Genomic DNA, 23988 nt, shown 5'->3' with positions numbered 1-23988 from the left:
AAGCATGAATAAGAAGACGGCCATCGTGGGCGTGACCGGAGTGCTGGCTTCGGCTGCCCTCTCCGGCTGCGTCACGAACGAGGAACCAGCACTGCCAGAAGGCTGGTCCGCACCCAACGTGGACGAAGTACCCGAGATTGCCTCGATGTATGAGGACGCCGACGGTGTCCTCACCGTGGGCACAAACCCACCGTTTGCACCTTTCGAATTCAAAGATTCCGATGGCGCACTCATCGGCCTCGAAATGGACCTGGCCAATGCAGTTGCCCAAGTGCTGGGGCTCAAATTCCAGCCGGTGGAGCAGGATTTCTCTATGATTCTGCCGGCGGTCCAGTCGGGACAGATTGACCTTGGTGGCTCTGGGTTTACGGATACCGAAGAGCGCCGGGAAAACTTCGATTTCGTCGACATCCTCTACGCCGGCATCCAGTGGGCAGAACTCACCGACGGCCCCCACAAGGTCGATCCATCGAATCCCTGTGGCCTTACCGTCGCGGTGCAGCGCACGACGGTGTCGGAAACCGACGATCTGCGTCCCAAGCAGGAAGCCTGCGATGGTAACTTGACCATCCTGCCCTATGACACGAGCGATAACGCCGCGCTAGCGGTCTTGATGGGCCGAGCGGACGCGCTCTCAGCGGATTCACCAGTCTCCGCATGGGCGGTCAACCGCTCGGATGGCCGTATGTCCATGGTCGGCGAGATGTTCGACGCAGCACCCTACGGCTTCGCTGTGCCAAAGGATTCCGACCTAGGCCCAGCCGTGGCAGCGGCGCTTCAACACCTCATCGACACCGGAGCTTACGCGGAGATTCTCGATAAATGGGGTGTAACCGAGGGACTCGTCGAACACGCAATGATTAATGAAAGGCCGATCAATGACTAACTCCTCTCTCCCGGCTGCGCCCGATTCAGCGGCTTCGACTCCCCCGGAAAAGATTGAAGCTCGCCCACTGCGTCACCCCTGGCGCTGGCTCTTCGCCACCCTGCTCGCCCTGCTTGCCGTATGGTTCATCATCTCTTCGGCGCGCAACGAAGCCTTCGGCTGGGGCACGTATTTCCAGTATCTTTTCGATACTCGGATTGCCACCGCAGCACTGCACACCATTGCCATTACGATTCTGGCGATGATCATCGGTGTTGTGGGAGGCGCAGCCCTCGCGGTGATGCGCATGTCCCCTAACCCTGTGCTAGGTGGCGTGTCGTGGGTATTCCTGTGGCTCTTCCGTGGCACCCCAATCTACGTGCAACTCGTCTTCTGGGGTCTGCTTTCAGCCCTCTACCAATCCATCAACCTTGGATTCACAGAGATTTCCCTCACCGAGGTGCTCAATAACGCTTTCCTTCTTTCCGTCTTAGGTTTGGGACTCAACGAGGCCGCCTATATGGCGGAAATTGTCCGTTCCGGTATCTCTTCTGTTCCCGAGGGACAGAAGGAAGCCAGCAAGGCCCTGGGAATGGGATGGTGGATGACCATGCGCCGCACGGTGCTCCCGCAGGCCATGCGCATCATCATCCCGCCGACCGGCAACGAGTTTATTTCACTGCTCAAAACTTCTTCTCTTGTGGTTGCTATTCCCTACACGGCGGAGATTTTTGGCCGCGCCACGGACATTTCGGCTGCGCTCTTCGAGCCCATCCCCCTGCTTATGGTCGCGGCGACGTGGTATTTGGCCATCACCTCTCTGCTCATGGTGGGCCAGTACTTCTTGGAGCGCCGCTTTGAGCGCGGTGCCACCCGCGAGCTCACCGGCCGCCAGTTGGCCGCGCTGGCGGATGCCGAAGGAACCATTCCCCGCAACGTCTCTGTCATCCCGGAGGTAAAGAACTAATGCCGACTCCCATGATTTCCGCACAAAATGTGCACAAGTCTTTCGGCCAACTTGAGGTTCTCAAGGGCATCGATCTCACCGTCATGCCCGGCGAGGTCACGTGCCTACTGGGCCCCTCCGGTTCCGGTAAGTCCACCTTCCTGCGCTGCTGTAATCACCTGGAGAAGGTCACGGCCGGCCGCCTCTACATCGACGGCGAACTGATTGGCTTCCGCGAGCGCAATGGCGTGCTCTATGAAATCTCCGAGAAGGAAGCCGCAGCCCAGCGCCAAGACATCGGAATGGTCTTCCAGCAATTCAATCTGTTTAGCCACCGCACGGTCCTAGAAAACATCATCGAGGCCCCCATCCAGGTTAAGAAGCAGAACCCGGAGCAGGCAAAGAAGAAGGCCATGGAGCTGCTGGAAAAGGTTGGCCTCGCACACAAGGCGGACGCCTACCCAGTCCAGCTCTCTGGTGGTCAGCAGCAACGCGTCGCCATTGCCCGCGCGGTTGCCATGGACCCGAAGCTCATGCTTTTCGACGAGCCCACCTCCGCCCTCGACCCCGAGCTCGTCGGTGAGGTGCTCCGCGTTATGAAGGAACTCGCCGCCGATGGTATGACCATGCTCGTCGTCACTCACGAGATGGGCTTTGCCCGGGAGGTCGCCGACACCATCGTTTTCATGGACGGCGGCAGCGTCATCGAAACTGGCACCCCCGAGCAAGTCTTGGACAATCCTCAGCACCAGCGCACGAAGGATTTCCTCTCTTCGCTGCTCTAGCGCGCTGCACCACCACGCACGCAGCACCGCCGCACAGCCCTAGTTGCCAAAGTTTCTCGTCCCGCCTTTAAGATCTGGCCAGATCTTTGGCAACTAGGGCAGTTTTCCATGTGAACCCGTCCAAAACAAAACTCCGGCCAGTCCGCAAAGGGTAAGTGGCCGGAGTTTTTCTGAAAAGGGCTGGCGAAACAATTAACGCTAGCGGTGGGGTCCTATTCGGTGGCCCCTTCTGTTTCCGCAGTCTCAGCGGGCTCCTCGGGCTCTTCGGCAGAGGACGAGACCATCGGGCTATCCGCAGACTGTGATTGGATGACGTCATCCAACACCGCATGGATATAAGGCGCTGCCTTGTCATTGGAGTATTCCGAGGCAAGCTCAACACCTTCGACAAGCGCGGTAGCGTTCGGAACATCCGCGTTGAAGAGGATTTCCCATACCGATACTCGCATGATCGCGCGGTCAACGGCGGGAATGCGCTCGAGCGACCACTCGCTGGAGAGATAGCGAGCAATGGCATCATCGATGGCGTCCAGCTCTTCAGCTGCTCCGCTGACGATTTCGCGGGTGTAGTCCGCGATCGGCGCCACGCCGTTTTCCGGGTCGCGAGCAAGCTCGACGCGGTCTTCCACGATGGCTACCGGATCAACGTCGCGTGATTCTGCCTCGAAGAGAATATCCGCAGCTCGGCGGCGCGCGCGGTAGCGCGCGGTGTGCCGCTTATAGTTAGGCTCTGGTCGGGTCATCTTAGTTGTTGACGCGGGAGAGGTACTCGCCAGTGCGGGTATCGATCTTGAGGGTGTTACCGGTCTCGATGAACAGCGGCACCTGGATCTCGGCACCGGTCTCGAGTGTCGCCGGCTTGGTGCCGCCGTTGGAGCGGTCACCTTGCAGACCCGGCTCGGTGTGCTCAACCTTCAGGTCAACGGAGATCGGAAGCTCACCGAACAGAGCCTCGCCGTCGTGGAAGGAGACCTGGACACGCATGTTTTCCAAGAGGAACTTACCGGCGTCGCCGAACTTATCAAACGGCAGCTCGTACTGCTCGTAGGTTTTATCATCCATGACCACGTAGTTCTGGCCATCGTTGTACAGGTAGGTCATGTCGCGGCGGTCAACATTGGCGGTCTCCACCTTCACACCAGCGTTAAAGGTCTTGTCAGTGACCTTGCCAGAGACCACATCCTTGAGCTTAGTGCGCACGAATGCAGGACCCTTGCCAGGCTTGACGTGCTGGAATTCAACGATCTGCTGCAGCTTGTTGTCGATCTTCAGAACGAGTCCGTTCTTGAAATCAGTGGTATCTGCCATGAAATGACTCTCCCAAATAACTTGTAGTCGAAACTATGAAAACAGTGTCTAAGCATACCGTACGCGGCTGCTGCACGGTACGAAGGGGTGCTGGCTACAGCACCTGAAGTTCCTTCGGATAGGCCGTGATGATCTTTGGTGCCCCTGAGGTGATAAACAGGCTGTCCTCGATGCGCACACCGCCCTTACCAGGAACGTAGATACCCGGCTCAATGGTCAGCGTCATCCCTTCGGCGAGCTCGCCCTTGCCGGCTTTCGCAGCGGAGGGCCCTTCGTGCACGTCGAGGCCGATTCCGTGTCCAGTCGAGTGAACGAAGTACTCACCATAGCCAGCCTCAGTGATGAGGTCACGGCAGGCCGCGTCGACGTCGACAAGCTTGGCACCTGGCACCGCCGCCTTCACACCCGCTTCCTGGGCGCGCAGGACAATGTCGTAGATTTCACGGGCGAAGTCAGTGACCTCACCGATAGCGAAGGTGCGTGTGCAGTCGGAGTTAAAGCCGCGCAGGTGGGCACCGAAGTCGATCGTAACCAAATCCCCCTCGCGCAACTCGCGGTCATCCGCACCGTGATGGGGCTTAGCGGAATTTTCACCGGAAGCCACGATAGTGTCGAAGCTCACGCGCTCCGAGCCGAGCATACGCATGCGGTACTCCAAATCGGCAGCGACTTGGCGTTCCGTGCGCCCAGCGGCGACCTCCCCAGCCTCCACGAGATCGGTGAGTGCCTGGTTGGCTAAGGCCGCGATCTCTTCGAGCTTCTGGAGCTCAACGTGGTCCTTGACCAGGCGGATCTTCTCAATCACGCCGGTGACCGGTACCAGAGTCACGCCTTCCGGCTTTGCCTTCTCCAGACGCTCCAGTTGTGCGACAGTGACGTAGTCGGCTTCATAGCCCACCCGCAGATCTTGAGAAACCTGCCCCAGCAAGTGGGGGCCGACATCGCGGCCGAGGCTGGCTTCGATGTCCGGAACTTCTTCCGCGATCTGCGTGGTGTAGCGACCGTCCGTTGCCATGAGCGCGGAGAGGTCCTTGCGCAACAGCAGTCCACCATTCGATCCCGAAAAGCCGGTCAAGTAACGAACGTGCGTCAGGTGGGTAACGATAATGGCGTCAATGCGCTGACCAGTCAGCTCAGTCATGAGCTTGCGGCGGCGATTGCCATAACGTGTATCGGCTAATGCCATGAGAGAACCACTCCAATCAATTCAAGCGATACTCCATGATAGCTAATCTGCCAGGAAGTACCCCAGTGCCGCGACATAGCCATAAGAGCCAAGGCCCGCGATAACACCGCGAGCGATAGGGCTCAGGTAAGAGTGCTGCCGAAATGCTTCCCGCGCATGCACATTGGATAGGTGCACTTCGACGAATCCGGGGCCATCGGCTACCTCCGCCAGGGCATCACGCAGTGCCACCGAGGTATGGGTAAAACCGCCCGGGTTGATGATGACAGGCCAGCCTTCGTCGGCGGCGCGATGCACCTGCTCGATGAGCTCGCCCTCGTGGTTGGACTGGAAGAAGACGATCTCTTCCTCCCCTGCCGCCGCGCGGAGGCGAGTCTCTATATCCTCCAAAGTTTCGCTGCCATAGATTTCTGGCTGGCGTTTGCCCAAGCGGTTCAGATTCGGGCCGTTGAGGACGAGAATGGTCATCGCAAACTCCTTGAATTCCTATGCGGTCAGCTGCGCGTAGGCTGCGCGCAGCTCCTCATCGGTGGCGTCTTCCAAGCGCGTGGTTTCCCCGATCCCGGTGAGCGCTACAAAGCGGATGTGGCCGCCGCGGTTCTTCTTGTCATGGCGCATTGCATCCAGCAGCTCCTCGAAATGGCCCTGCTCATAAGTGGTCGGCAGCCCAATCCTGGTCAAGATGTCGCGGTGCGTGGCCACGAGGTTGGCATCGATAAGCCCGCGCGCGTGGGATAGGTGGGCAATGAACATCATGCCCACCGCTACAGCGCGGCCGTGTCGCCACGAATAGTTCTCCCGACGCTCCACGGCGTGGCCAAAGGTGTGGCCGTAATTGAGGGTCTCGCGCAGCCCGGATTCCTTTAAGTCCTGACCCACCACGTGTGCCTTGACCGCAATAGAACGCTCGATGAGCTCCGGCAGCAGGCCGTCGGGCTCAAGGCATGTGGCGGGATCCTTCAGGTAGTGCTCAATGATCTGCGGGTCATGGATGAAGCCAGTCTTGATAATTTCTGCAGAACCGGCGACGATTTCTTCAGTCGGCAGCGTGCGCAAATGATCCAGATCAACAAAGACTGAGTCCGGCTCATGGAAAGCCCCAACCAGGTTCTTTCCCGCGGCTGTGTTGATGCCGGTTTTGCCGCCCACGGCGGCATCCACCATGGCTAGCAACGTCGTCGGCGCCTGAATCACCGGGATACCGCGCATCCACGTCGCCGCAGCAAACCCAGCCAGGTCTGTTACCGCACCGCCGCCTAGGCCAATGACGGCGTCGCGGCGACTAAATCCTGCCTCTCCGAAGATATCCCACAAGCGGGCGAGCACGTCGAGCTGCTTTGCGGCTTCGGCATCGGGGACCGCAACCGCGGTGGCCTCAATCCCCTGTATGCGAGCCTGTTCAACTAGGTCACTGGCAGCCTGTGCGAGCGGCGGCTGATGGATGATTGCCACCTTAGCCGCGCCAATCGCCGCGGCGCGCTCCATCATGGCGGTACTCAGGCCAGTGCCAAGAGTGACCTCATAAGGTGATGGTCCATTAACAGCAATGGTGTGCATGGGTGGTGCTCCTTCGGCTGGGGTGGCAGGGTTTGTGAGGCGGTGTCATGAAGCGGGTAAAGAAGTTTCGTCTTCCTAGAGGGTTTCGAGGAAGCTCAAGATGTCACCCACCACCTGCTGCGGGGAGCGCACACCAGTGCGCACCTTTAAGTCAGCGACCTCGCTGTAGAGGGGCCGGCGCGTTTCCAAAAGTTGGGTGTAGTGCGCCAGCGGGTCCGCAGACTCCAGCACGGGACGGTTACTGTCCCCCAGCGTGCGGGTTACGCCTTCTTCGGGGGTGATATCAAGGAATACAACAGTCAGGCCATCGAGCAGCGCGCGTGTGGATTCGGTCAGCACTGCCCCGCCGCCTAGACTCACCACACCAGTAGTGGCGAGTGCCTCGCGCACCACTTCGGCTTCGACCTCACGGAATGCTGGTTCACCCAGCTCAGAGAAAACCTCGCCGCAAGCCTTGCCGTAGCGGGCCTCGATGAGGGCATCAGAGTCAACAACCTCGCAGTTCAGCGCGCGGGAGAGGCGCCGGCCAATCGTGGTCTTTCCGGAGCCAGGAGGCCCTACAAGAACGACGTGCGGGGAATTCATGCCTCGCCCCAATCCAAGCGGCTAGCCACGTAATCCTGGTAGGCAGCAATGTTTCGCTTGGTCTCGGCTAAGCTATCGCCACCAAATTTCTCCAATACTGCGCGTGCTAGCACGAGGGCGACCATGGCTTCGGCCACCACGCCAGCCGCTGGAACTGCACAGACATCAGAACGCTGATGGATGGCAGTGGCTGGCCCACCCGTGGCCATATCAACGGTCTTCAGGGCGCGCGGGACGGTAGAAATCGGCTTCATCGCCGCACGCAAACGCAGCGTCTGGCCATTAGTCATGCCGCCCTCCAGGCCACCAGCCCGGTTACTCTCCCGGTCCACTCCCTCATCGGTGCGCACCATTTCATCGTGGGCCTCGCTTCCGCGACGGCGCGCCTCAGCGAAGCCGTCGCCCACTTCAACGCCCTTGATCGCCTGAATACCCATCAAGGCGGCGGCGAGCTGCGCGTCGAGACGGTCCTCCCCCGAGGTATGGGAGCCTAAACCAATCGGCAGGCCCTCCACGATGACCTCTACAATGCCGCCGAGGGTATCGCCCTGCTTCTTGGCGGTCTCGATTTCTGAGATCATCGATTCCTCTGCGGCCTTATCGCAGGCACGAACCGGTGAAGCATCAATAGCCTCAAGGTCCGCAAAACTAGGATGCGGGCCTTCATAGGGTGCGGAAGCTCCAATAGAAATGACGTGGGACAGCACCTCGACTCCCAGGGTTTCGCGGAGGAAGTTGCGGGCGACCGTGGCCGCGGCCACGCGAGCAGCGGTCTCGCGCGCGGAGGAGCGCTCCAGAATGGGACGGGCCTCTGCATGATCAAACTTCACCATGCCGGCGAAATCGGCGTGCCCAGGGCGTGGACGAGTCAGCGGGGCACCGCGACCGGAAGCCATGGCTTTAGCGACGTCTGGGTCCTCAAGATCCACGGCCTTAGGCGACATGATGGTTGTCCACTTTGGCCACTCCGTGTTGCCAATCATGATAGCGATGGGGCTACCCAGGGTAAGGCCGTGGCGGATGCCGCTGAGCAGGGTGAGATCATCAGCCTCAAACTTCATGCGGGCGCCGCGGCCGTAGCCGAGGCGGCGGCGAGAGAGCTGGAGAGCAATATCGTCTTGGGAAACGGGAACCCCGGCGGGCATGTGCTCAATGAGTGCAACGAGTGCCTGGCCGTGAGATTCACCTGCGGTAGTCCAACGAAGCATGCGGACCATTATCACACGCCGGGGGTTCCTTCGGGGCCACTAGGCCTACTATCACACCATGTCGGGGCTAAATAACACAACAAGTCCTGCGGCAATCAACATCCCGGGTCCATGCGCAGGTGTCCTGTCCCTGGTTATACAGCCCCAGAGCACCGGGGCCTGACCCCCGGAAAGTAGACACGTCGGGGGTTAGCTATGCTGCTTGGGCCAGTGTAGCTGATGTGAGTGCTTCGAAGGTATCGGGGGCTAGAAGGTTACACCAGTAGTGGCGTCTGCGCGTGTTGTAGCGCATGCACCATCGGAAGACTTCTTGGCGACAGATGATGGGATTGTCAAAGACTTTCCGATCACGAAGCACTTCACGCTTTAAGGTGGCGTTAAATGATTCTGCCAGGGCATTATCGGCACTCGTTCCCACCGCTCCCATGGATTGGCGAACACCAAGCTGGGTGCAGTGGTCCCTAAATGCTTGTGAGGTGTACACACTGCCGTGATCAGAATGGAAAATTGCCCCTTTCAGGCTTCCGCGGACTTTCCTTGCATGAGATAAAGCTTCGATAACCAGCGATACCCGCATGTGATCGGCGAGTGCATGGCCGACAAGTTTGCGCGAGTAGACGTCGATGACCGTGGCCAGGTACATGTTCTTGCCTCCCTTACACGGCAGGTAGGTGATATCGCCTACGTAGACGTGGTTCGGCCTATCAGCTGTGAATCTGCGGCCTACTAAGTCTGGCATGACTCGGTGGCCAAACTTTCGTCTGGTGGTGATGCATCGACGGCGTTTAGTAAAGCCTTTCAGCCCCATGGATTTCATGATGCGTGCGACCTTCTTGTGATTTATCGGAGGAAAGTCCGTATCGTCGTTGAGACTTGCAGCGATGCGTTTAGCACCATAAAGCCCGTGCTCATCATCGAAGATGGTTTTGATTCGTGCACCAATAAGAGCATCGGAACACGTCTTTAACCTGCGTTTTTCGCGGGTGTTGGCCCATTTGTAGAACGAGGAGCGATTGAGCTTTAACACGTGGCACATCCGCTTGACCGAGTATTCGGTTCGGTGGTCATCGACAAACTGGAAGCGGATTACCAGCGTGTCTCTTCGGCAAAATATTTCGCGGCCTTGCGCAGGATGTCGCGTTCTTCACGAAGCTTAGAGACTTCTTTTTCTAGCTGACGGATCCGTTCAGAATCAGTCGTCGCCTTCGCCTTGTCACGCATGGTCTTCGTGCGGGCACGCTTGCCGGTGCCGTACTGCTTGAGCCATGAGAAAAGTGAGGAACGATTGACTCCAAGCTCTGCTGAAGCCGCGTGAAGTGAGAGGTCCTCATTGTTTTCGTAGAGGGCCACAGCATCACGTTTGAACTGTTCGGAGTACCTAGGCATGGTGGTAGATTACCTTTCTTCCCAACCCAACAGGGCTGGATATCAGGTGTCTACCAAACAGGGGTCAGGTCCCCGTGCTCAGCGACGCCCCCATCATCGCCAACGCAACCCCCGGCACGCCCGCCACGTGTGCGGTCACCATTCCCAGCGGCAGCGCCAGTTTGAGGTCTCCCCCGCCGATGCTTCCGACGCGGCTTAGCAACGCCGCCACCACGTAGATACCCGGCCACAGCAGCCCGGCCAGGCTGAACCAGCACAGCGATAAGGCGGCGGCCGGCAGAGTCAGATAGTTAGGCAGGCGTTTGAAACGCAGGTCATAAATAATTAAAGCGCACCCCCACGCCAAGAAAAGCAGTTCCCCCATGGTCCCGCAGCCTACCGCGTGGGCGGACAAGACGCACACGCTAAGCTGCGAGGGATTTCTTAGGGCAGCTTGAACGCCTTGTTGAGCGCCGCCAGCATCTCTGCCCGCGGCGCAGTATGCCCGGTAAATTGTTCAAACTGCGAATAGGCCTGATTAGCCAGCATGATGTGCCCGCCGACGGTCGGGTAGCCATCAGCGGCCGCATGCACAGTGAGCGGAGTCGGCCACGGATCATAAATAACGTCAAAGACCGGAGCCTTGGCCAGCTGCGTCAGGTATCCCTCCAACGCAGCAGAGGGCACGGTGGAGACAAGGAGATCTGCTGCTCTCGCAAGGCCTGCTAGATCATCCTCGAAGGTTGCCGCATGGAGCGCGAGACCGAGGGCGTCAGCGAGCGGGCGCAGTTCAGCTAAACGGTCGGAGCGATTCAACACGGTAACGTCCTTCACACCGCATTGAGCCAGCCCCCACAGGACCGGCCGCGCGGTTCCGCCGGCGCCGATGAGCAGCGCCGAAGACGGCTGAGACGAGCCCAGAAGCTCATCGAGCGCGCCCAGCACGCCTTCGGTATCCGTGTTATCCGCGCGCCACCCTTCCGGGGTGCGCACCAAGGTATTCGCGGAGCCAATGAGCTCAGCTCGCTCGCTGACGATATTGGCACAGGCGAGGGCGTCGAACTTAAGCGGCATGGTGACGGAGAAACCACAGTACTCCTCGCCTACTTCGGCGAGGAAGGCTGGCAAGTCCGTCACCTCATGCTTGGTATAGTCCCACTCCTTCAGGCTCAGGGCCTCATACCCTGCGTTATGCAGGACTGGTGAGAGCGAGTGGGCAATGGGACTGCCCACGACTGCGGCGCGCGGCATTGGTTTACTGCTCCTCGGCTGGCGGCGCACCTTCGTCCTCGCGCTGGCTGTCCAGGATGCCAGAGCGCACCGCATCATCGACGTTGGCAAGGTGCTCATCGTAGTTATCGGTAAACACCGTGGTGCCCTTGTCATCGACGGTGACAAAGAAGAGCCAGTTACCTTCTGCAGGGTTTTCCATGGCCTGGATAGCTTCCTCCGAAGGCGAGGCAATCGGCGAATCAGGCAGACCGTCCTTGGCGTAGGTATTCCATGGCGTCTCGCGGTGGCGGTCCTCATCGGTGGTGGCCAGCTCCACGTCCTCGAGGCCATAGTTGACCGTGGAGTCCAGCTCGAGGCGCATCGGCTCAGAAAGGCGGTTGAGGATTACTCGGGCGACCTTGTCGAATTCACCGGCCGGGGACTCGCGTTCCACCAATGAAGCCGCAGTCAGAAGCTCATAGGGCTTCAGACCAATTGCTTGGGCTCGGTCAACGATGTTGGTGTCGTTGTACTTCTTCGTCGAGCGGGTGATCAGATCCGTCAGAATCTCCTGGGCATCCATGTTCGGATCCAGCACGTACTGGCCCGGGGCAATCAGCCCCTCAAGGCGCTTCGGGTCCTCGCCTCGCGCGCGAACCTCTTCCAGAGCCCACTCCGGTGCGCCCAGCTCAGCTGGGTCCACGGTGGCTGCAATCTTCTCGAGCTCTTCAGCGGAGACGCAGCCGCCTTCCTTGCACGAGACCTGGGAAATCAAGGAGTAAATGCCATAGCGAACATCACCGCCAAGCACGTTGACGTCGAGCAGCGTGGCACCGCCTTGGACGTCGAGGAGGTCCACCATATTGGCTTCATCGAGCAGCGCTTCGACAGCGGCCTTCGCGCTCATCTCCTCCTGGAGACGGTAGAAGCCGGGTTTGATTTGGCTTGCGCGTGGGTTCGAGTTGGCCGCTGAGGAGAAAGCTTCGGATGTCTTCACCACGTTCTTTTCTGCCAGCTCGGGTGCTAGTTCACCCATGGACGAGCCTTCTGGGACCTGAACGAGCTGTGTGACACCGTTGCCTTGCCCCTCGTAGTCCAAGGTACTGCCTCCTCCCAACAGGCGGAAGCCGATGTAGCCGAGTCCGCCAATGATCAGGACCAAGCTGGCGATGAGCACGGCCATGCCGCGCTGACGGCGCTTGACATATTGAGGTTCCATCGAGCGTCCGATGCGTGAAGGTTTACGGCTCACGTACTTCGTCTCCTACGTTTGAAGGGCTGTGGCCGTTCAACGCGAAATGGCGCGCATCCAGCCAGGACTGCAAAATTTCCACCGCGGCAGCTTGGTCAATGACCGAGCGACCACGCTTCTCTGACACGCCAGAGGCCCGCAAAGCAGAGGTTGCCACCACCGTAGTGAGGCGCTCATCCACCATGCGTACGGGCGGAGGTTCCTTCATCCTGTCATCTTTTGCCAAGCGGCGGCGGATACGAAACGCGATTTCCTTGGCATGTTTAACACTTGATGAGCCGTTGCCTTTGAGATCACGCGGCAAACCAACGGCCACCTCGACGGCGTCATACTCATGGATCAGGTCGAGCAAACGGTCAATATCGCCCTTGTCGCGGTCCTTAAACCCGGTCTCACGCCGGACGGTTTCGACCGGCATGGCCAAGCGCGCGTCTCGGTCAGATACCGCCACGCCGATGCGGACGGTACCGACGTCGAGGCCCAAACGGCGCCCCGGGCCGGGATCGTCGACGCCTGGTTTGTCAGGCTCTACGGCCATCGTGCTCCTCCTGGTTCTGCGAGTCGGCTACAACTGCACGCCAACTAGTGCGCGTTCGTTAGTGGGCTTCGAGCTCATCGCGGACGGCGTCGAAGGCGTGTTGGAGACCTTCGGCGTTGGCGCCGGAGCCTTGAGCCATATCGGGCTTACCGCCGCCCTTGCCGTCAACGTAGCTGGAAACCACCTTAACCAAGTCACCTGCCTTGACACCACGTTCGTTGGCAGCCTTGGTAGCGCCCACGATGAATGGCAACTTGCCGCCCTCATTCTCCGACGCCAAGACCACCACAGCAGCGACATCGCCGAGGCGGTTCTTGATATCAGAAGCCAGCGTGCGCAGGTCACCGCCGTTCACACCCTTAGGAAGCTTGACAGCCACGAGAGTGAAATCGTTGACGGTCTTCGCAGTAGAAATCATCTCCGCGGTCTGAGACATGAGCTGGGCCTTGTGAAGCTCGGCGATTTGCTTCTCAGCGGCCTTGAGTTTGTCTGTCAGCTGCGCGATGCGCTCCGGCAGGTCCTCAGTCTGGACCTTGAGCTCGCGGGAGACACCCTCGACGAGGGCGGTCTCCTTCGAGTAGTAGCGGAATGCATCCAGGCCCGAATAAGCCTCGATGCGGCGCGCTCCCGAACCCACGGAGGATTCGCCGAGGACAGACACCGGGCCGATCTCTGCAGTGTTCTTCACGTGCGTACCACCGCAGAGCTCGATGGAGAAGGGGCCGCCCATCTCCACGACGCGGACCTCGGAACCGTAGTTCTCACCAAAGAGGGCCATCGCCCCCATCTCCTTGGCCTTCTCCAAGGAGGTCTCGATGGTATTGACCGGGAAGTGCTGGTCCACCGCCTGGTTGGTCACCAAGGCGATCTCATCGAGCTGCTCCTGGGTGAGCTGGTCGGTGTAGTTGAAATCAAAGCGCAGGTAGCCCGGACGGTTCAAGGAACCAGCCTGGACTGCGGTCGGGCCCAACACCTGGCGCAGCGCGGCGTGGATAAGGTGCGTTGCGGAGTGCGCCTGCACGGCGCCGTGGCGCCACTTCTGGTCAACTGCGGCGGTCACGCCATTGCCCAGCTCAAGGCCGCCGGCAGTCACCGTAGCCTTGTGAACCCACAACTTCTTGCCAATCTTCTGGACATCCTTGACCTCCAGCAGGGTCTCGCCCGCGATAATGCGGCCGCGGTCGGCGGTCTGGCCACCGGCTTCGGCGTAGAGCGGCGACTGGTCCAGGATTACCTCAACGGTGTCTCCTGCCGCGACCTCAGTTACCTTCTCGCCATCGCGCACAAGACCGATGACCTTGGCGTCCGACTCCAAGGTTTCATAACCCGTGAACAGCGTCGGGTGGTTATCCACCCACTCGCGGTAGAGCGACAAGTCAGCATGACCATGCTTCTTGGCTTGGTTATCAGCCTTGGCGCGGCGGCGCTGCTCACCCATGGCGGCGTCGAAGCCTTCCATGTCTACGGTCAAACCGGCTTCCTGCGCCATTTCCAGGGTCAAGTCGATGGGGAAACCATAGGTATCGTGCAGCTCGAAGGCCTTTTCACCGGATAGGACCTTCGGGGTAGCTGCGCGGGAGGTGTTCTTCAGCTCGGTCACGGCTTCGTCGAAAAGCTTGGTGCCCGACTCCAGCGTCTTCAGGAAGGCCTTCTCCTCTGCCACGGCAACGCGCAGAATACGCTCACGGTTTTCTGCGATCTCCGGGTAGGACGGCGTCATGGTGTCCATGATGGTGTTCATGAAGCGCTCCATGGTCTCGCCTTTCGCGCCCAACAACTTGGCGGAGCGAATGATGCGACGAAGCAGGCGACGCAGAATGTAGCCGCGGCCCTCGTTACCAGGGGTAACGCCATCCAAGATGAGCATCATGCCGGTGCGCGAGTGGTCCGCCACCACGCGGAAACGGATCAGGTCTTCCTTCGGCGCATCCGGAACGTACTTCGCACCGGTGAGCTCTTCAGCTACGTCGATGACCGGGCGCAGCAGGTCCGTCTCATACACATTGTCCACGTCCTGCAGGATGCAGGCGACGCGCTCGATGCCCATGCCCGTATCGATGTTCTTCTTGGGCAGCTCGCCCACGATCTCAAAGTTGCCCTTGCCAGTGCCTTCGCCGCGCTCATTCTGCATGAAGACGAGGTTCCAGATCTCCATGTAGCGGTTATCATCCGCGATCGGGCCGCCATCCTGGCCGTACTCTGGGCCACGGTCATAGTAAATCTCCGAGCACGGTCCACACGGCCCGGGAATCCCCATGGACCAGTAATTATCCTCCATGCCGAGGCGCTGGATGCGCTCGCGAGGAACACCAATCTTGTTGTGCCAGATATCGGCTGCTTCATCGTCATCGAGGTAGACCGTGACCCACAAACGCTCGGGGTCGAGCCCCAAGCCACCATCCTCTACCGAGTTCGTCAACAGGTTCCAAGCGTGGGTAATGGCCCCCTCCTTGAAGTACTGGCCAAAGGAGAAGTTGCCTGCCATCTGGAAGAAGGTGTTGTGGCGGGTGGTAATGCCCACTTCCTCGATATCCAAAGTGCGCACGCACTTCTGGATAGAGGTCGCCGTACCGTTAGCAAAAGGCGGGTTCTGCTGGCCCAAGAAGTAGGGCTTGAAGGGAACCATGCCGGCGTTGACGAAGAGCAGGTTCGGGTCATCCAGGATCAGCGATGCGCTGGGCACAGCCTCGTGGCCGGCCTTGACGAAGTGCTGGGTAAAGCGTTCCCGGATCTCATGAGTCTTCACGAGCAAAAGTCCTTCACTGTTGAATGATTTCTAGTCAGCGCTCAACTTTACCCGTCCAGTGCTCTGCTTAGCGACGCCGCCCCCGGATGATGTCCCGCAACCTTCCCAGGTACTCGCGCACCCGTTTTTCCGCGCCGTGGTCGGTGGGCTGATAATACTCGGCATCGGCCAGCGTCTCCGGTAAATACTGCTGGGCTAGCACACCTCGTGGATCATCATGCGGGTATCGGTAGCCGACGGCGTTTCCCAAGCGCTTGGCACCCTCGTAGTGGCCGTCGCGCAGGTGCGACGGGACGTGCCCACTCTTACCGGCCTGGACATCGGCTTGAGCAGCGCTGATGGCATTAATAACGGAATTCGACTTCGGCGCCGTGGCCAGGTGGATCGTGGCCTGCGCCAGCGGGATGCGCGCCTCTGGCAGGCCAATCAGGGCCGCAGCCTCCGCCGCGGCCACGGCGGTGGGCAAAGCGGTGGGATCCGCCATCCCAACGTCCTCAGAGGCATGCACGATGAGCCGGCGCGCGATGAAACGCGGGTCTTCGCCGGCCTCAATCATGCGGGCAAGGTAGTGCAACGCGGCGTCCACGTCGGAGCCGCGGATGGACTTAATAAAGGCGGAGACAACGTCATAGTGTTGGTCCCCGTCACGGTCATAGCGCACGACCGCGCGGTTGACGTTGTCTTTGAGAATGTCGACGGTGAGCTCGCCGCCATCCGGCACCGCTTCGGCAGCCGCTTCGAGATAGGTCAGCGTGCGCCGAGCATCGCCGCCGGCGAGCAGCACCAGCTGTTCCAAAGCGTCTTCCGTGGCAGTGATTCGCCCCGCCAAACCGCGCTCACTCCTCAGCGCCCGCTCCGCGAGGCTGCGGAGGGAGGCATCGTCAAGCGGCTCCAAGTGCAGCAACAGCGAACGCGAAAGCAGCGGCGCTACCACAGAAAACGAAGGATTCTCGGTGGTCGCGGCCACGAGAAGGACAGTACGGTTCTCCACGGCCGCCAGCAACGCATCCTGCTGGGTTTTGGAGAAGCGGTGTACCTCATCAATGAAGAGCACCGTGCGGCGGCCTTCAATGAGTTCGCGACGCGCATGAGTAATCACTTCGCGGACTTGCTTAACACCCGAGTCCAGAGCAGAAAGCCCAATGAAGTTATCCCCCAAGGAGGAAGCGATGAGGGAGGCTAGCGTTGTCTTTCCGGTTCCCGGCGGGCCATAGAGGATGACTGAGGCTTCCCCCGAGCCCTCCACCAACCGGCGCAACGGAGTCCCCGGCTCCAGTAGGTGCTTCTGCCCCACCACTTCATCGAGGCTCTGCGGCCGCATGCGCGCAGCAAGGGGTGAGCCTGAATGAGTTGCAAACATATCGAGGCCACCCGGCAGGCTGGGCGCTGACTGGTCATCGCCGAAGAGTGACTCCTGTCCCATCAGGACTCCCGGAGACGGGAGGCCACAGCGTGGCCGAAAGCGGCAACAGTCGAGCACCCATCGTTCTTGCACTGCGCGGCAAAGCGTGAGAGCGCTTCGAAAGTTTCATAAAGGTCGCGCCGAATCAGGAGCTCATCCTCGCTGAACGGGCCGTGATCGGAGCGGCGCAGCAGCGAGCGATGGGGGTCACGATAAATTTCGGCGTTGCCTTCCGCCAGAGCTACAACACCTTCGATCCCGCCGGCATACATGGTGGTCACACTCGACAGGGCCCAGCCGATGAGGCACGCCACGAGCAATTCATGCAGCGTCTTCTCATCAGCAAACTGGGGCCACACATCGACGATGCGGCGCTGCCAGGCTTGGATGAAGATTTCCGCTTCGCTATCAGTAATCGGCCGTGAGAATAGGAATTGTGGGAAGCCAGCAACAACGCAGGCCACGTCAAAGCCAACGTTACGGAAACCAGCCCATTCATAATCCAGGAAGGTTAACGCTGTCCCCACGATGATGTTGTCTGGGGACAGATCGAAGGGAGTAAAGGCGCGGTTGCGGCCAGAACTAAAGCTCTGCATGGCGGTGCGAGCCAATTCACGAACGTGTTCCGGCGGTTCCAGTCCGGCCTCACTGAGAATGTCAGCGCCGATCATGATGGAACTCTTCAGCGAATCATCACGCAGCGCCTGGTGCTCAGCGTATTCGGGATGCCGGCGCAGCTGACGGTTCAGCAGGGCCTCGTAATCCTCCTCGCGCCCCGCGGTTCCTGCGTGCATCTTGCCCAGCGCGCTACCCAGGGATCGGAGCAGCTCGACGCGGTCTTCATCGCTACTGTGGGCGAGGGTATCCGCCAAGGTGTCGCCATCGCCCGCGTCAGTGAGCACGAGGATGCGCTTTTCCACATCGTGCGCAAGCAGGACTGGGCCTGGGCGGACCTCTTCAGACAGCGCTGTGGTGAATTGATAGGCCACCACTTCGCGTAGAAGCGCAGCGTCATCAATAGTGTGTCCGGTGACCGGGTTGTACTTGATGACGACCGACCGATGTGGAAAGAAGGCACTTGGTGTCGTGCGGGCACGAAGCACCACAGCATTGCCCGAGCCGGTGAGCTGTTGAATGTCACTCAGCTCAGGCTCGCCGCCATAGCGGCGGGAAATCATCAGCGATGCTTCCGCCACCACGGCATCAGCCGCAGAACTATCCATGGACTCGTGTCCCATCGAATTCACTTGCTTGCCTGCCTCCACTTGTCGTAGGCCCAACTACCTTACCGGCGCTGCGCGGTTTTAAGACTCCTTCCCAGCCTTTTCACCCTGTGCAGCCTTAGCGGCCTTTTCCGGCTTGAAGTCCACGCCGGTCTCCTTGCGCTGCTCAGCAGGGATGGTGCCCGGAGCATCGGTCAGAGGATCAACGCCGCCGCCCGACTTCGGAAAGGCAATGACATCGCGGATGGAATCGAATCCGCCCAGCAGCGAGACAATGCGGTCCCAACCGAAAGCAATGCCGCCATGCGGCGGGGCACCGAACTGGAAAGCGTCGAGCAGGAAGCCGAACTTCTCCTGCGCTTCCTCTTCACCAATGCCCATGACATCGAAGACGCGCTTCTGCACGTCCTGGTCGTGGATACGGATGGAGCCGCCGCCGATCTCGTTGCCGTTGCAGACGATGTCATAGGCGTAGGCCAAGGCCTCTCCCGGATTCTCATCAAAGCTATCCAGGTACTCCGGCTTCGGCGAGGTAAAGGCGTGGTGGACAGCCGTCCACTTGGAGTGGCCCAGAGCCACATCACCCGAAGCGGTGGCATCGGCGGCCGGCTCGAAGAGCGGTGCGTCCACGACCCAGGTGAAAGCCCAGTCGCCGTCCTTGATGAGGTCCAGCTTCTTTGCGATCTCACCGCGCGCTGCGCCCAGCAAGGCACGGGAAGACTTTACGTCACCGGCGGCGAAGAAGATGGCGTCGCCCGGCTTAGCACCGACGTGCTCGGCAATGCCCTCGCGCTCGGCGTCAGTAATGTTTTTGGCCACTGGGCCGCCCAGGGTGCCGTCCTCGGCGATGGTGATATAAGCCAGGCCCTTCGCACCGCGCTGCTTTGCCCATTCCTGCCACGCATCAAACTGGCGGCGCGGCTGGGAGGCTCCGCCTTCCATGACGACAGCACCGACGTATTCGTTCTGGAAGACACGGAAGGTGGTGTCCTTGAAGAAGTCGGTGCACTCCACGATCTTGATGTCGAAGCGCAGGTCCGGCTTGTCAGAACCGTAGTACTTCATGGCATCGGCGTAGGTCATGCGCGGGATGGGCGTCTTAATCTCATAGCCGATGAGCTTCCAGAGAGCGGATACAATTTCTTCCGCAAGAGCGATCACATCGTCTTGGTCCACGAAAGACATCTCGACGTCGAGCTGCGTAAATTCAGGCTGGCGGTCCGCGCGGAAGTCCTCATCGCGATAGCAGCGAGCAATCTGGTAGTAGCGCTCCATGCCGGCCACCATGAGCAGCTGCTTAAACAGCTGCGGGGACTGCGGGAGTGCGTACCAGCTACCCGGCTTGAGGCGGGCGGGCACGAGGAAGTCACGAGCGCCCTCCGGGGTGGAACGGGTCAGGGTCGGGGTTTCAATCTCGGTAAAGTCGTGGTTGTCCAGAACTTCGCGGGCGGCGCGGTTAGCGGCGGAGCGCAGGCGCAGAGCCTCGTGCTGACGCTCGCGGCGCAGGTCCAAGTAACGGTACTTCAGACGGGTCTCTTCACCGACTTCACCGGAAGAAGACGGATCATCGATCTGGAACGGCAGCGCTGCGGACTTGTTGAGCACCTCCAGATCCGAGACGTTAACCTCAATCTCACCAGATGCCAGGTTTGCGTTAGCCGAGCCTTCTGGGCGGGGCTCCACTACACCGGTAACCTTGACGCAGTATTCGGAACGCAGGTCGTGGGCGCGTTCAGCTACTTCAGATTCGCGAAAAACCACCTGGGCAACACCAGAGCGGTCACGCAGGTCAATGAAGATAACACCGCCATGGTCGCGACGGCGAGCGACCCAACCCGTCAGGGTGACGGTCTCCCCTGCCATCTCCTTGCGCAGTTCGCCTGCCAAATGTGTACGCAGCACTCTCGTTCAATCCCTTCTCATCGTTGACGCTCGCACCCACACACGCCACGCGTAGACAGCACGCGCCGAGGGATGCAAGTACTTGAACGGCCCAAGTCTACCGCCCGCACCGGACTTGCTCAGCGCTAGGGTGAGCACCGTGCGCTTGACAGCAGTCCACTTATCGAGCAGACACCACCTACAGCTTGTGGCAAAATCTCTGACATGACTTTTAAATCTGGCGCCAATTTTGATGGAAAGCGAGCTAGCTCCGGCGGTGGAGGCCGCGGCGGCATGATCGCTACCGGCGGCGGCATTGGCTCTCTCCTTCTTATCGGTCTCTATCTACTCCTCGGCGGCGATCCCGGCGCCATCACCGGAAGCGATCCCCAGACCGACCAGACCCAGGTGGGACCAGAGGAAAGCGGCGAAGACGCATTTGCGCACTGCCAAACTGCTGAGGACGGCAATAAGTACGACGATTGCCGTGTCATGTTCGCCGCCCAGTCCGTCGACAAGGTCTGGGCACGCGAACTGCCCGAGCAAGCAGGTATTGACTACGTTGAGCCCGGCCGCGTCATCTTCGACAACACCACCATGTCGGGCTGCGGCCAGGCTTCAGGCGCTACGGGCCCGTTCTACTGCCCGGCAGATGAGTCGGCCTACTTCGACACCGCCTTCTTTGATCAGCTCCGCAATTTCGGCGGCGAGAATGCCCCTCTGGCCCAGATGTACATCGTGGCCCACGAATTTGGCCACCACATTCAAAAACTGGAAGGCACGCTCAGCTTGTCCAACTACAACGAGCCCGGCGAGGATTCCAACGCTGTGAAGATTGAGCTGCAAGCTGATTGCTATGCCGGTCTCTGGGCACACTACGCCGATGAGGGCGAAGACGCTCTGCTCGAAACGATTACTGAACAACAAGTAACCGATGCCGTGAACACCGCTCGTGCTGTAGGCGATGACAACATCCAGCGCCGCTCGGGCGGCGAAGTACGCCCGGACACGTGGACGCACGGCTCCTCCGAGGACCGCGCCCAGTCCTTCCTCGCTGGATATAACTCCGGAAAGATGGAACAGTGCGACACTTTAGGTCGAGGCGTATACAAGTCTTAATACTGAGCTTAAGAAGTGATAGTGCGGCCGACGAAAGGTCGCACCACCCCCAAATGTGCCACAAAAGTGCAGATTAAATTCAAATACATGAAGTGTTTACCTGCCGGCAATCTTGATGCTTTACCCTGATCAAGTTCCCGCCGGTTTGAGGTGGGATCCGCTCTGTCTTTAAAAGCATAAAAGAACCGTGCGTGATGCCATCACCCTGCACCGCGACAGGCACATTATCCCCTGCTTTCACGGCGCATTCGCCCTGCCTGAGGCAGTCCGCGCTTCCTCATCACGCAGCGTTCTCTTCATGAAAGGAACGACGTTTTGAGCACCGCCACGCCGACGATGCCTGACCTCGAATCGATGAATGGCAAGAACAAGGACTGGATTTGGCACTTGTTCTTCGGCGCCATCACCGCTGTCACGCTGATCTTCTTCATCATTTGGAGCAACGGAGAAGTTGCTGAGGGGGCTAATCACGTAGTCCTGGTTACAGCGATCATCTTCGCCCTATTCATGGCCTTCAATATTGGCGGCAATGACGTCGCCAACTCCTTCGGTACCTCCGTGGGTGCAGGAACCTTGTCGATGAAGCAGGCCCTCGCGGTAGCTGCAGTCTTTGAGGTATCCGGCGCCATCCTCGCTGGCGGTGAGGTGACGGATACCGTCCGCTCCGGCATCGTGGACCTAGAAGCGATTGACGGTCTCGACCCCATGGAGTTCGTCTACATTATGATGGCGTCGCTGCTTGGCGCTGCCATCTGGCTGCTCGTCGCTACCCGCATGGGCTGGCCGGTTTCTACGACGCACTCCATCGTCGGCGGTATCGTCGGCGCCGCACTAACCGTCGGCTTCATCACCGGCAAGGGCGGCATGGACATGGTGCAGTGGGGTGGCATTGGCACCATCGCTTTCTCTTGGGTCCTTTCCCCTGTTCTTGGTGGTGTTACCGCCTTCCTTCTCTTCAAGTGGATCAAGACTTCCATCTTGGTATACAACGACGCTGCGGACGAGCGCCTCCGTGAGATCAAGGTTCGCCGCGCCGCGCTGCGCAAGGAGCACAAGACCCGCTTCGAGCGCATGAACGAACTGCAGCAGATTTCCTACACCAACGCCATGGCTCGTGATGCTGCTCTCACAGCGGAAGATGACTATGACCCAGAGGCCCTCGAGTCCGACTACTACCGCGATCTACACAACCTCAACAAGGATCTCGAGGACATCAATGCGCACCGCGCGCTGGAGAACTGGGTCCCGCTGCTGGCTGCTTTGGGCGCCATCATTATCTCCGCGATGATGCTCTTCAAGGGGTTGAAGAACACCGGCGTTGACTTCTCCACCCTGGAGAACTTCTTGGTCATGGGCATGGTAGGTGCTGTGGTCTGGATGGCTGTGTTCATCTTCGCCCGCTCCCTGAAGAAGAAGTCCCTGTCGCGCTCGACCTTCCTTCTCTTCTCGTGGATGCAGGTCTTTACTGCTTCGGCCTTCGCGTTCTCGCATGGTTCGAACGATATCGCTAACGCTATTGGCCCCTTCGCCGCCGTCTTCGACGTCCTGCAGACGAACCAGATTTCCGATGAAGTCACTGTCCCTCTCCCGGTCATGGTGGCCATGGGTATCGCCCTAATTTCTGGCCTCTGGTTCATCGGCCGCTTCGTTATCCAGACGGTCGGTTCGGGCCTGACTCAGATGCACCCCTCTTCCGGTTTCGCCGCTGAGCTGGCCGCCGCTGCCGTCGTCATGGCAGCGTCCCTCCTGGGCCTGCCGGTCTCCTCGACCCACATCCTCATCGGCGCTGTCCTCGGTGTCGGCATCGTCAACCGCGCCGCCAACTGGAAGCTGATGAAGCCGATCGCCCTCGCGTGGGTTATCACCCTCCCGGCAGCAGCAGCCATCGCAGCCGTGACGGTTTCTATCCTGCGCGTCGCTTTCTAAAGCTTCAGCGCATCACACGCGCACAGCACATAGTGCCCTATCGCCGCGAGTGCCCCAACAACCGGGGTCCTCGCGGCGATTGTGCTTTAGCGACCGGGCACAGCACGCACTGCCAGATCCGTACACTGGGGCTTCATGAGCGATAACTCCCTGGCCAGATTCTTTTCCGCCTTCAACGACATTGAACAATTTCTCCGCCAGGCAATTGGGGCGAAGAATTCAGATTCTTTCTGGTGGATTGTTGATCGCGCACACGACAAACATCTGTTGGGCAAGCGCCAAGCGGAACAGTTGAAGGACTTTGGTAACCTGCGCAATGCCCTTGCCCATGGCCGCTACTTCGACGGCGCACCCATCGCTACCCCACACCCACAGGTCATCACGCAGCTGGAAAACCTGCAGCGCCTTCTCACGGATCCGCCTACGGCGCAGTCCCTTCTTTCTGACCGTGACGTGACCATTCTTGCCCCCGAAACCCCAATCATGGAGGCCTTGCGGCTCATTAACCAGACCGGCTATTCGCAGATCCCTATCTATGATTCGGGGACATACCAGGCGCTGCTCACGACCAACGTCATTGCCCGGTGGATTGCGGCCGATTTGGGAGACGATGGCGTGGTCAATGCGGCGTCGATTAGCGCCGTCTTGGAATTCGCCGAGAAGAAGGACCGCGCGGAGTTTCTACCCCGCACCGCGAGCGCGCAAGAGGTTATCGATGCTCTCACAGAGGCCACCGTAGATGTCGTCCGTGCCAGCGCAGTCCTCCTCACCGAGCACGGAAAGCCTTCACAGCGTCCGCTGGCTATCGCGACGCCGGGGGATCTCGCCGTGTTGGTCGACGCCCTCGAATGGAAATAATCTCCAGGTACATTATTGTTGACACG

At 59.7% G+C, this 23988-nt stretch carries 22 protein-coding genes; 6 read left to right on the top strand and 16 right to left on the bottom strand.

Going from position 1 to position 23988, the window contains the following annotated elements; translation table 11 throughout:
- Positions 1-4: 4 nt before the first annotated feature.
- The 3 genes from ABZS45_RS03570 to ABZS45_RS03560 are packed head-to-tail and all read left to right on the top strand — an operon-like array spanning position 5 to position 2596.
- Positions 5-886 (top strand): ABC transporter substrate-binding protein, encoded by an 882-nt coding sequence (locus ABZS45_RS03570; protein WP_412100666.1) that lies wholly within the window; start codon positions 5-7, stop codon positions 884-886.
- Positions 879-1832 carry an amino acid ABC transporter permease gene (locus ABZS45_RS03565; RefSeq protein ID WP_412100665.1) on the top strand — a complete coding sequence of 318 codons (954 nt, stop codon included), beginning with the start codon at positions 879-881 and terminating at the stop codon, positions 1830-1832. The genes ABZS45_RS03570 and ABZS45_RS03565 overlap by 8 nt, the downstream gene beginning before the upstream one ends.
- The gene (locus tag ABZS45_RS03560; RefSeq protein ID WP_412100664.1) at positions 1832-2596 is read left to right on the top strand and encodes an amino acid ABC transporter ATP-binding protein; all 765 of its coding nucleotides are present in this window, start codon (positions 1832-1834) and stop codon (positions 2594-2596) included. Before ABZS45_RS03565 ends, ABZS45_RS03560 begins: the two co-directional genes overlap by 1 nt.
- Positions 2597-2808: 212 nt before the next feature.
- Here the strand turns inward: ABZS45_RS03560 and nusB are convergent, their stop codons facing one another.
- From nusB to aspS, 16 genes are all read right to left on the bottom strand, one after another.
- Positions 2809-3339, bottom strand: a complete 531-nt coding sequence (gene nusB / locus ABZS45_RS03555; protein ID WP_412100663.1) for a transcription antitermination factor NusB — start codon at positions 3337-3339, stop codon at positions 2809-2811.
- A gap of 1 nt (position 3340) precedes the next feature.
- Entirely contained in the window at positions 3341-3904 is a 564-nt protein-coding gene (efp, locus tag ABZS45_RS03550; RefSeq protein WP_010190126.1) for an elongation factor P, read from the bottom strand.
- 94 nt (positions 3905-3998) lie between these two features.
- Positions 3999-5090 carry a M24 family metallopeptidase gene (locus ABZS45_RS03545; RefSeq protein WP_412100662.1) on the bottom strand — a complete coding sequence of 364 codons (1092 nt, stop codon included), beginning with the start codon at positions 5088-5090 and terminating at the stop codon, positions 3999-4001.
- Positions 5091-5132: 42 nt separating this feature from the next.
- Positions 5133-5558, bottom strand: coding sequence for a type II 3-dehydroquinate dehydratase (aroQ, locus tag ABZS45_RS03540; protein ID WP_412100661.1), 426 nt, complete (start codon positions 5556-5558; stop codon positions 5133-5135).
- 18 nt (positions 5559-5576) lie between these two features.
- Positions 5577-6647 carry a 3-dehydroquinate synthase gene (gene aroB / locus ABZS45_RS03535; RefSeq protein WP_412100660.1) on the bottom strand — a complete coding sequence of 357 codons (1071 nt, stop codon included), beginning with the start codon at positions 6645-6647 and terminating at the stop codon, positions 5577-5579.
- Positions 6648-6722: 75 nt separating this feature from the next.
- Positions 6723-7232, bottom strand: a complete 510-nt coding sequence (locus tag ABZS45_RS03530; protein WP_412100659.1) for a shikimate kinase — start codon at positions 7230-7232, stop codon at positions 6723-6725.
- Positions 7229-8440: a chorismate synthase gene (gene aroC / locus ABZS45_RS03525; RefSeq protein WP_412100658.1), complete on the bottom strand. Its 1212-nt coding sequence runs from the start codon at positions 8438-8440 to the stop codon at positions 7229-7231. The genes ABZS45_RS03530 and aroC overlap by 4 nt, the downstream gene beginning before the upstream one ends.
- Before the next feature lie 193 nt (positions 8441-8633).
- Positions 8634-9826, bottom strand: a protein-coding gene (locus ABZS45_RS03520; RefSeq protein WP_412100657.1) for an IS3 family transposase whose coding sequence is annotated in 2 segments (ribosomal slippage) — positions 8634-9544 and positions 9544-9826 — 1194 coding nt in all. Because the reading frame shifts where the segments join, the coding sequence is not laid out codon by codon here.
- A 64-nt stretch (positions 9827-9890) separates the two neighbouring features.
- Positions 9891-10190: a prepilin peptidase gene (locus ABZS45_RS03515; RefSeq protein ID WP_412100656.1), complete on the bottom strand. Its 300-nt coding sequence runs from the start codon at positions 10188-10190 to the stop codon at positions 9891-9893.
- A 59-nt stretch (positions 10191-10249) separates the two neighbouring features.
- The gene (locus tag ABZS45_RS03510) at positions 10250-11056 is read right to left on the bottom strand and encodes a shikimate dehydrogenase (protein WP_412100655.1); all 807 of its coding nucleotides are present in this window, start codon (positions 11054-11056) and stop codon (positions 10250-10252) included.
- 4 nt (positions 11057-11060) lie between these two features.
- Positions 11061-12236, bottom strand: coding sequence for an endolytic transglycosylase MltG (gene mltG, locus ABZS45_RS03505; RefSeq protein WP_412101129.1), 1176 nt, complete (start codon positions 12234-12236; stop codon positions 11061-11063).
- A gap of 22 nt (positions 12237-12258) precedes the next feature.
- The gene (gene ruvX, locus ABZS45_RS03500) at positions 12259-12807 is read right to left on the bottom strand and encodes a Holliday junction resolvase RuvX (RefSeq protein ID WP_070527428.1); all 549 of its coding nucleotides are present in this window, start codon (positions 12805-12807) and stop codon (positions 12259-12261) included.
- Between the two features lie 58 nt (positions 12808-12865).
- Positions 12866-15553, bottom strand: a complete 2688-nt coding sequence (gene alaS / locus ABZS45_RS03495; protein WP_412100654.1) for an alanine--tRNA ligase — start codon at positions 15551-15553, stop codon at positions 12866-12868.
- A gap of 67 nt (positions 15554-15620) precedes the next feature.
- Positions 15621-16976 carry a replication-associated recombination protein A gene (locus ABZS45_RS03490; protein WP_412100653.1) on the bottom strand — a complete coding sequence of 452 codons (1356 nt, stop codon included), beginning with the start codon at positions 16974-16976 and terminating at the stop codon, positions 15621-15623.
- The gene (locus tag ABZS45_RS03485; protein WP_412100652.1) at positions 16976-18178 is read right to left on the bottom strand and encodes a phosphotransferase; all 1203 of its coding nucleotides are present in this window, start codon (positions 18176-18178) and stop codon (positions 16976-16978) included. Before ABZS45_RS03485 ends, ABZS45_RS03490 begins: the two co-directional genes overlap by 1 nt.
- A gap of 81 nt (positions 18179-18259) precedes the next feature.
- The gene (gene aspS, locus ABZS45_RS03480; protein ID WP_412100651.1) at positions 18260-20080 is read right to left on the bottom strand and encodes an aspartate--tRNA ligase; all 1821 of its coding nucleotides are present in this window, start codon (positions 20078-20080) and stop codon (positions 18260-18262) included.
- A 204-nt stretch (positions 20081-20284) separates the two neighbouring features.
- Between aspS and ABZS45_RS03475 the strand changes: the two genes are divergently transcribed.
- From ABZS45_RS03475 to ABZS45_RS03465, 3 genes are all read left to right on the top strand, one after another.
- Positions 20285-21178: a neutral zinc metallopeptidase gene (locus ABZS45_RS03475; RefSeq protein WP_412100650.1), complete on the top strand. Its 894-nt coding sequence runs from the start codon at positions 20285-20287 to the stop codon at positions 21176-21178.
- Positions 21179-21493: 315 nt separating this feature from the next.
- Positions 21494-23104 (top strand): inorganic phosphate transporter, encoded by a 1611-nt coding sequence (locus tag ABZS45_RS03470; protein ID WP_412100649.1) that lies wholly within the window; start codon positions 21494-21496, stop codon positions 23102-23104.
- Positions 23105-23239: 135 nt separating this feature from the next.
- A complete protein-coding gene (locus tag ABZS45_RS03465) occupies positions 23240-23962 on the top strand; it encodes a CBS domain-containing protein (RefSeq protein ID WP_412100648.1) in 723 nt (240 codons plus the stop codon).
- Positions 23963-23988 lie beyond the last annotated feature (26 nt).

The organism is Corynebacterium aurimucosum (assembly GCF_046895345.1).
GTDB lineage: Bacteria > Actinomycetota > Actinomycetes > Mycobacteriales > Mycobacteriaceae > Corynebacterium > Corynebacterium aurimucosum_G.
The sequence above is the reverse complement of the archived record's forward strand: the minus strand, read 5'-3'. Positions and strand labels throughout refer to the sequence as shown.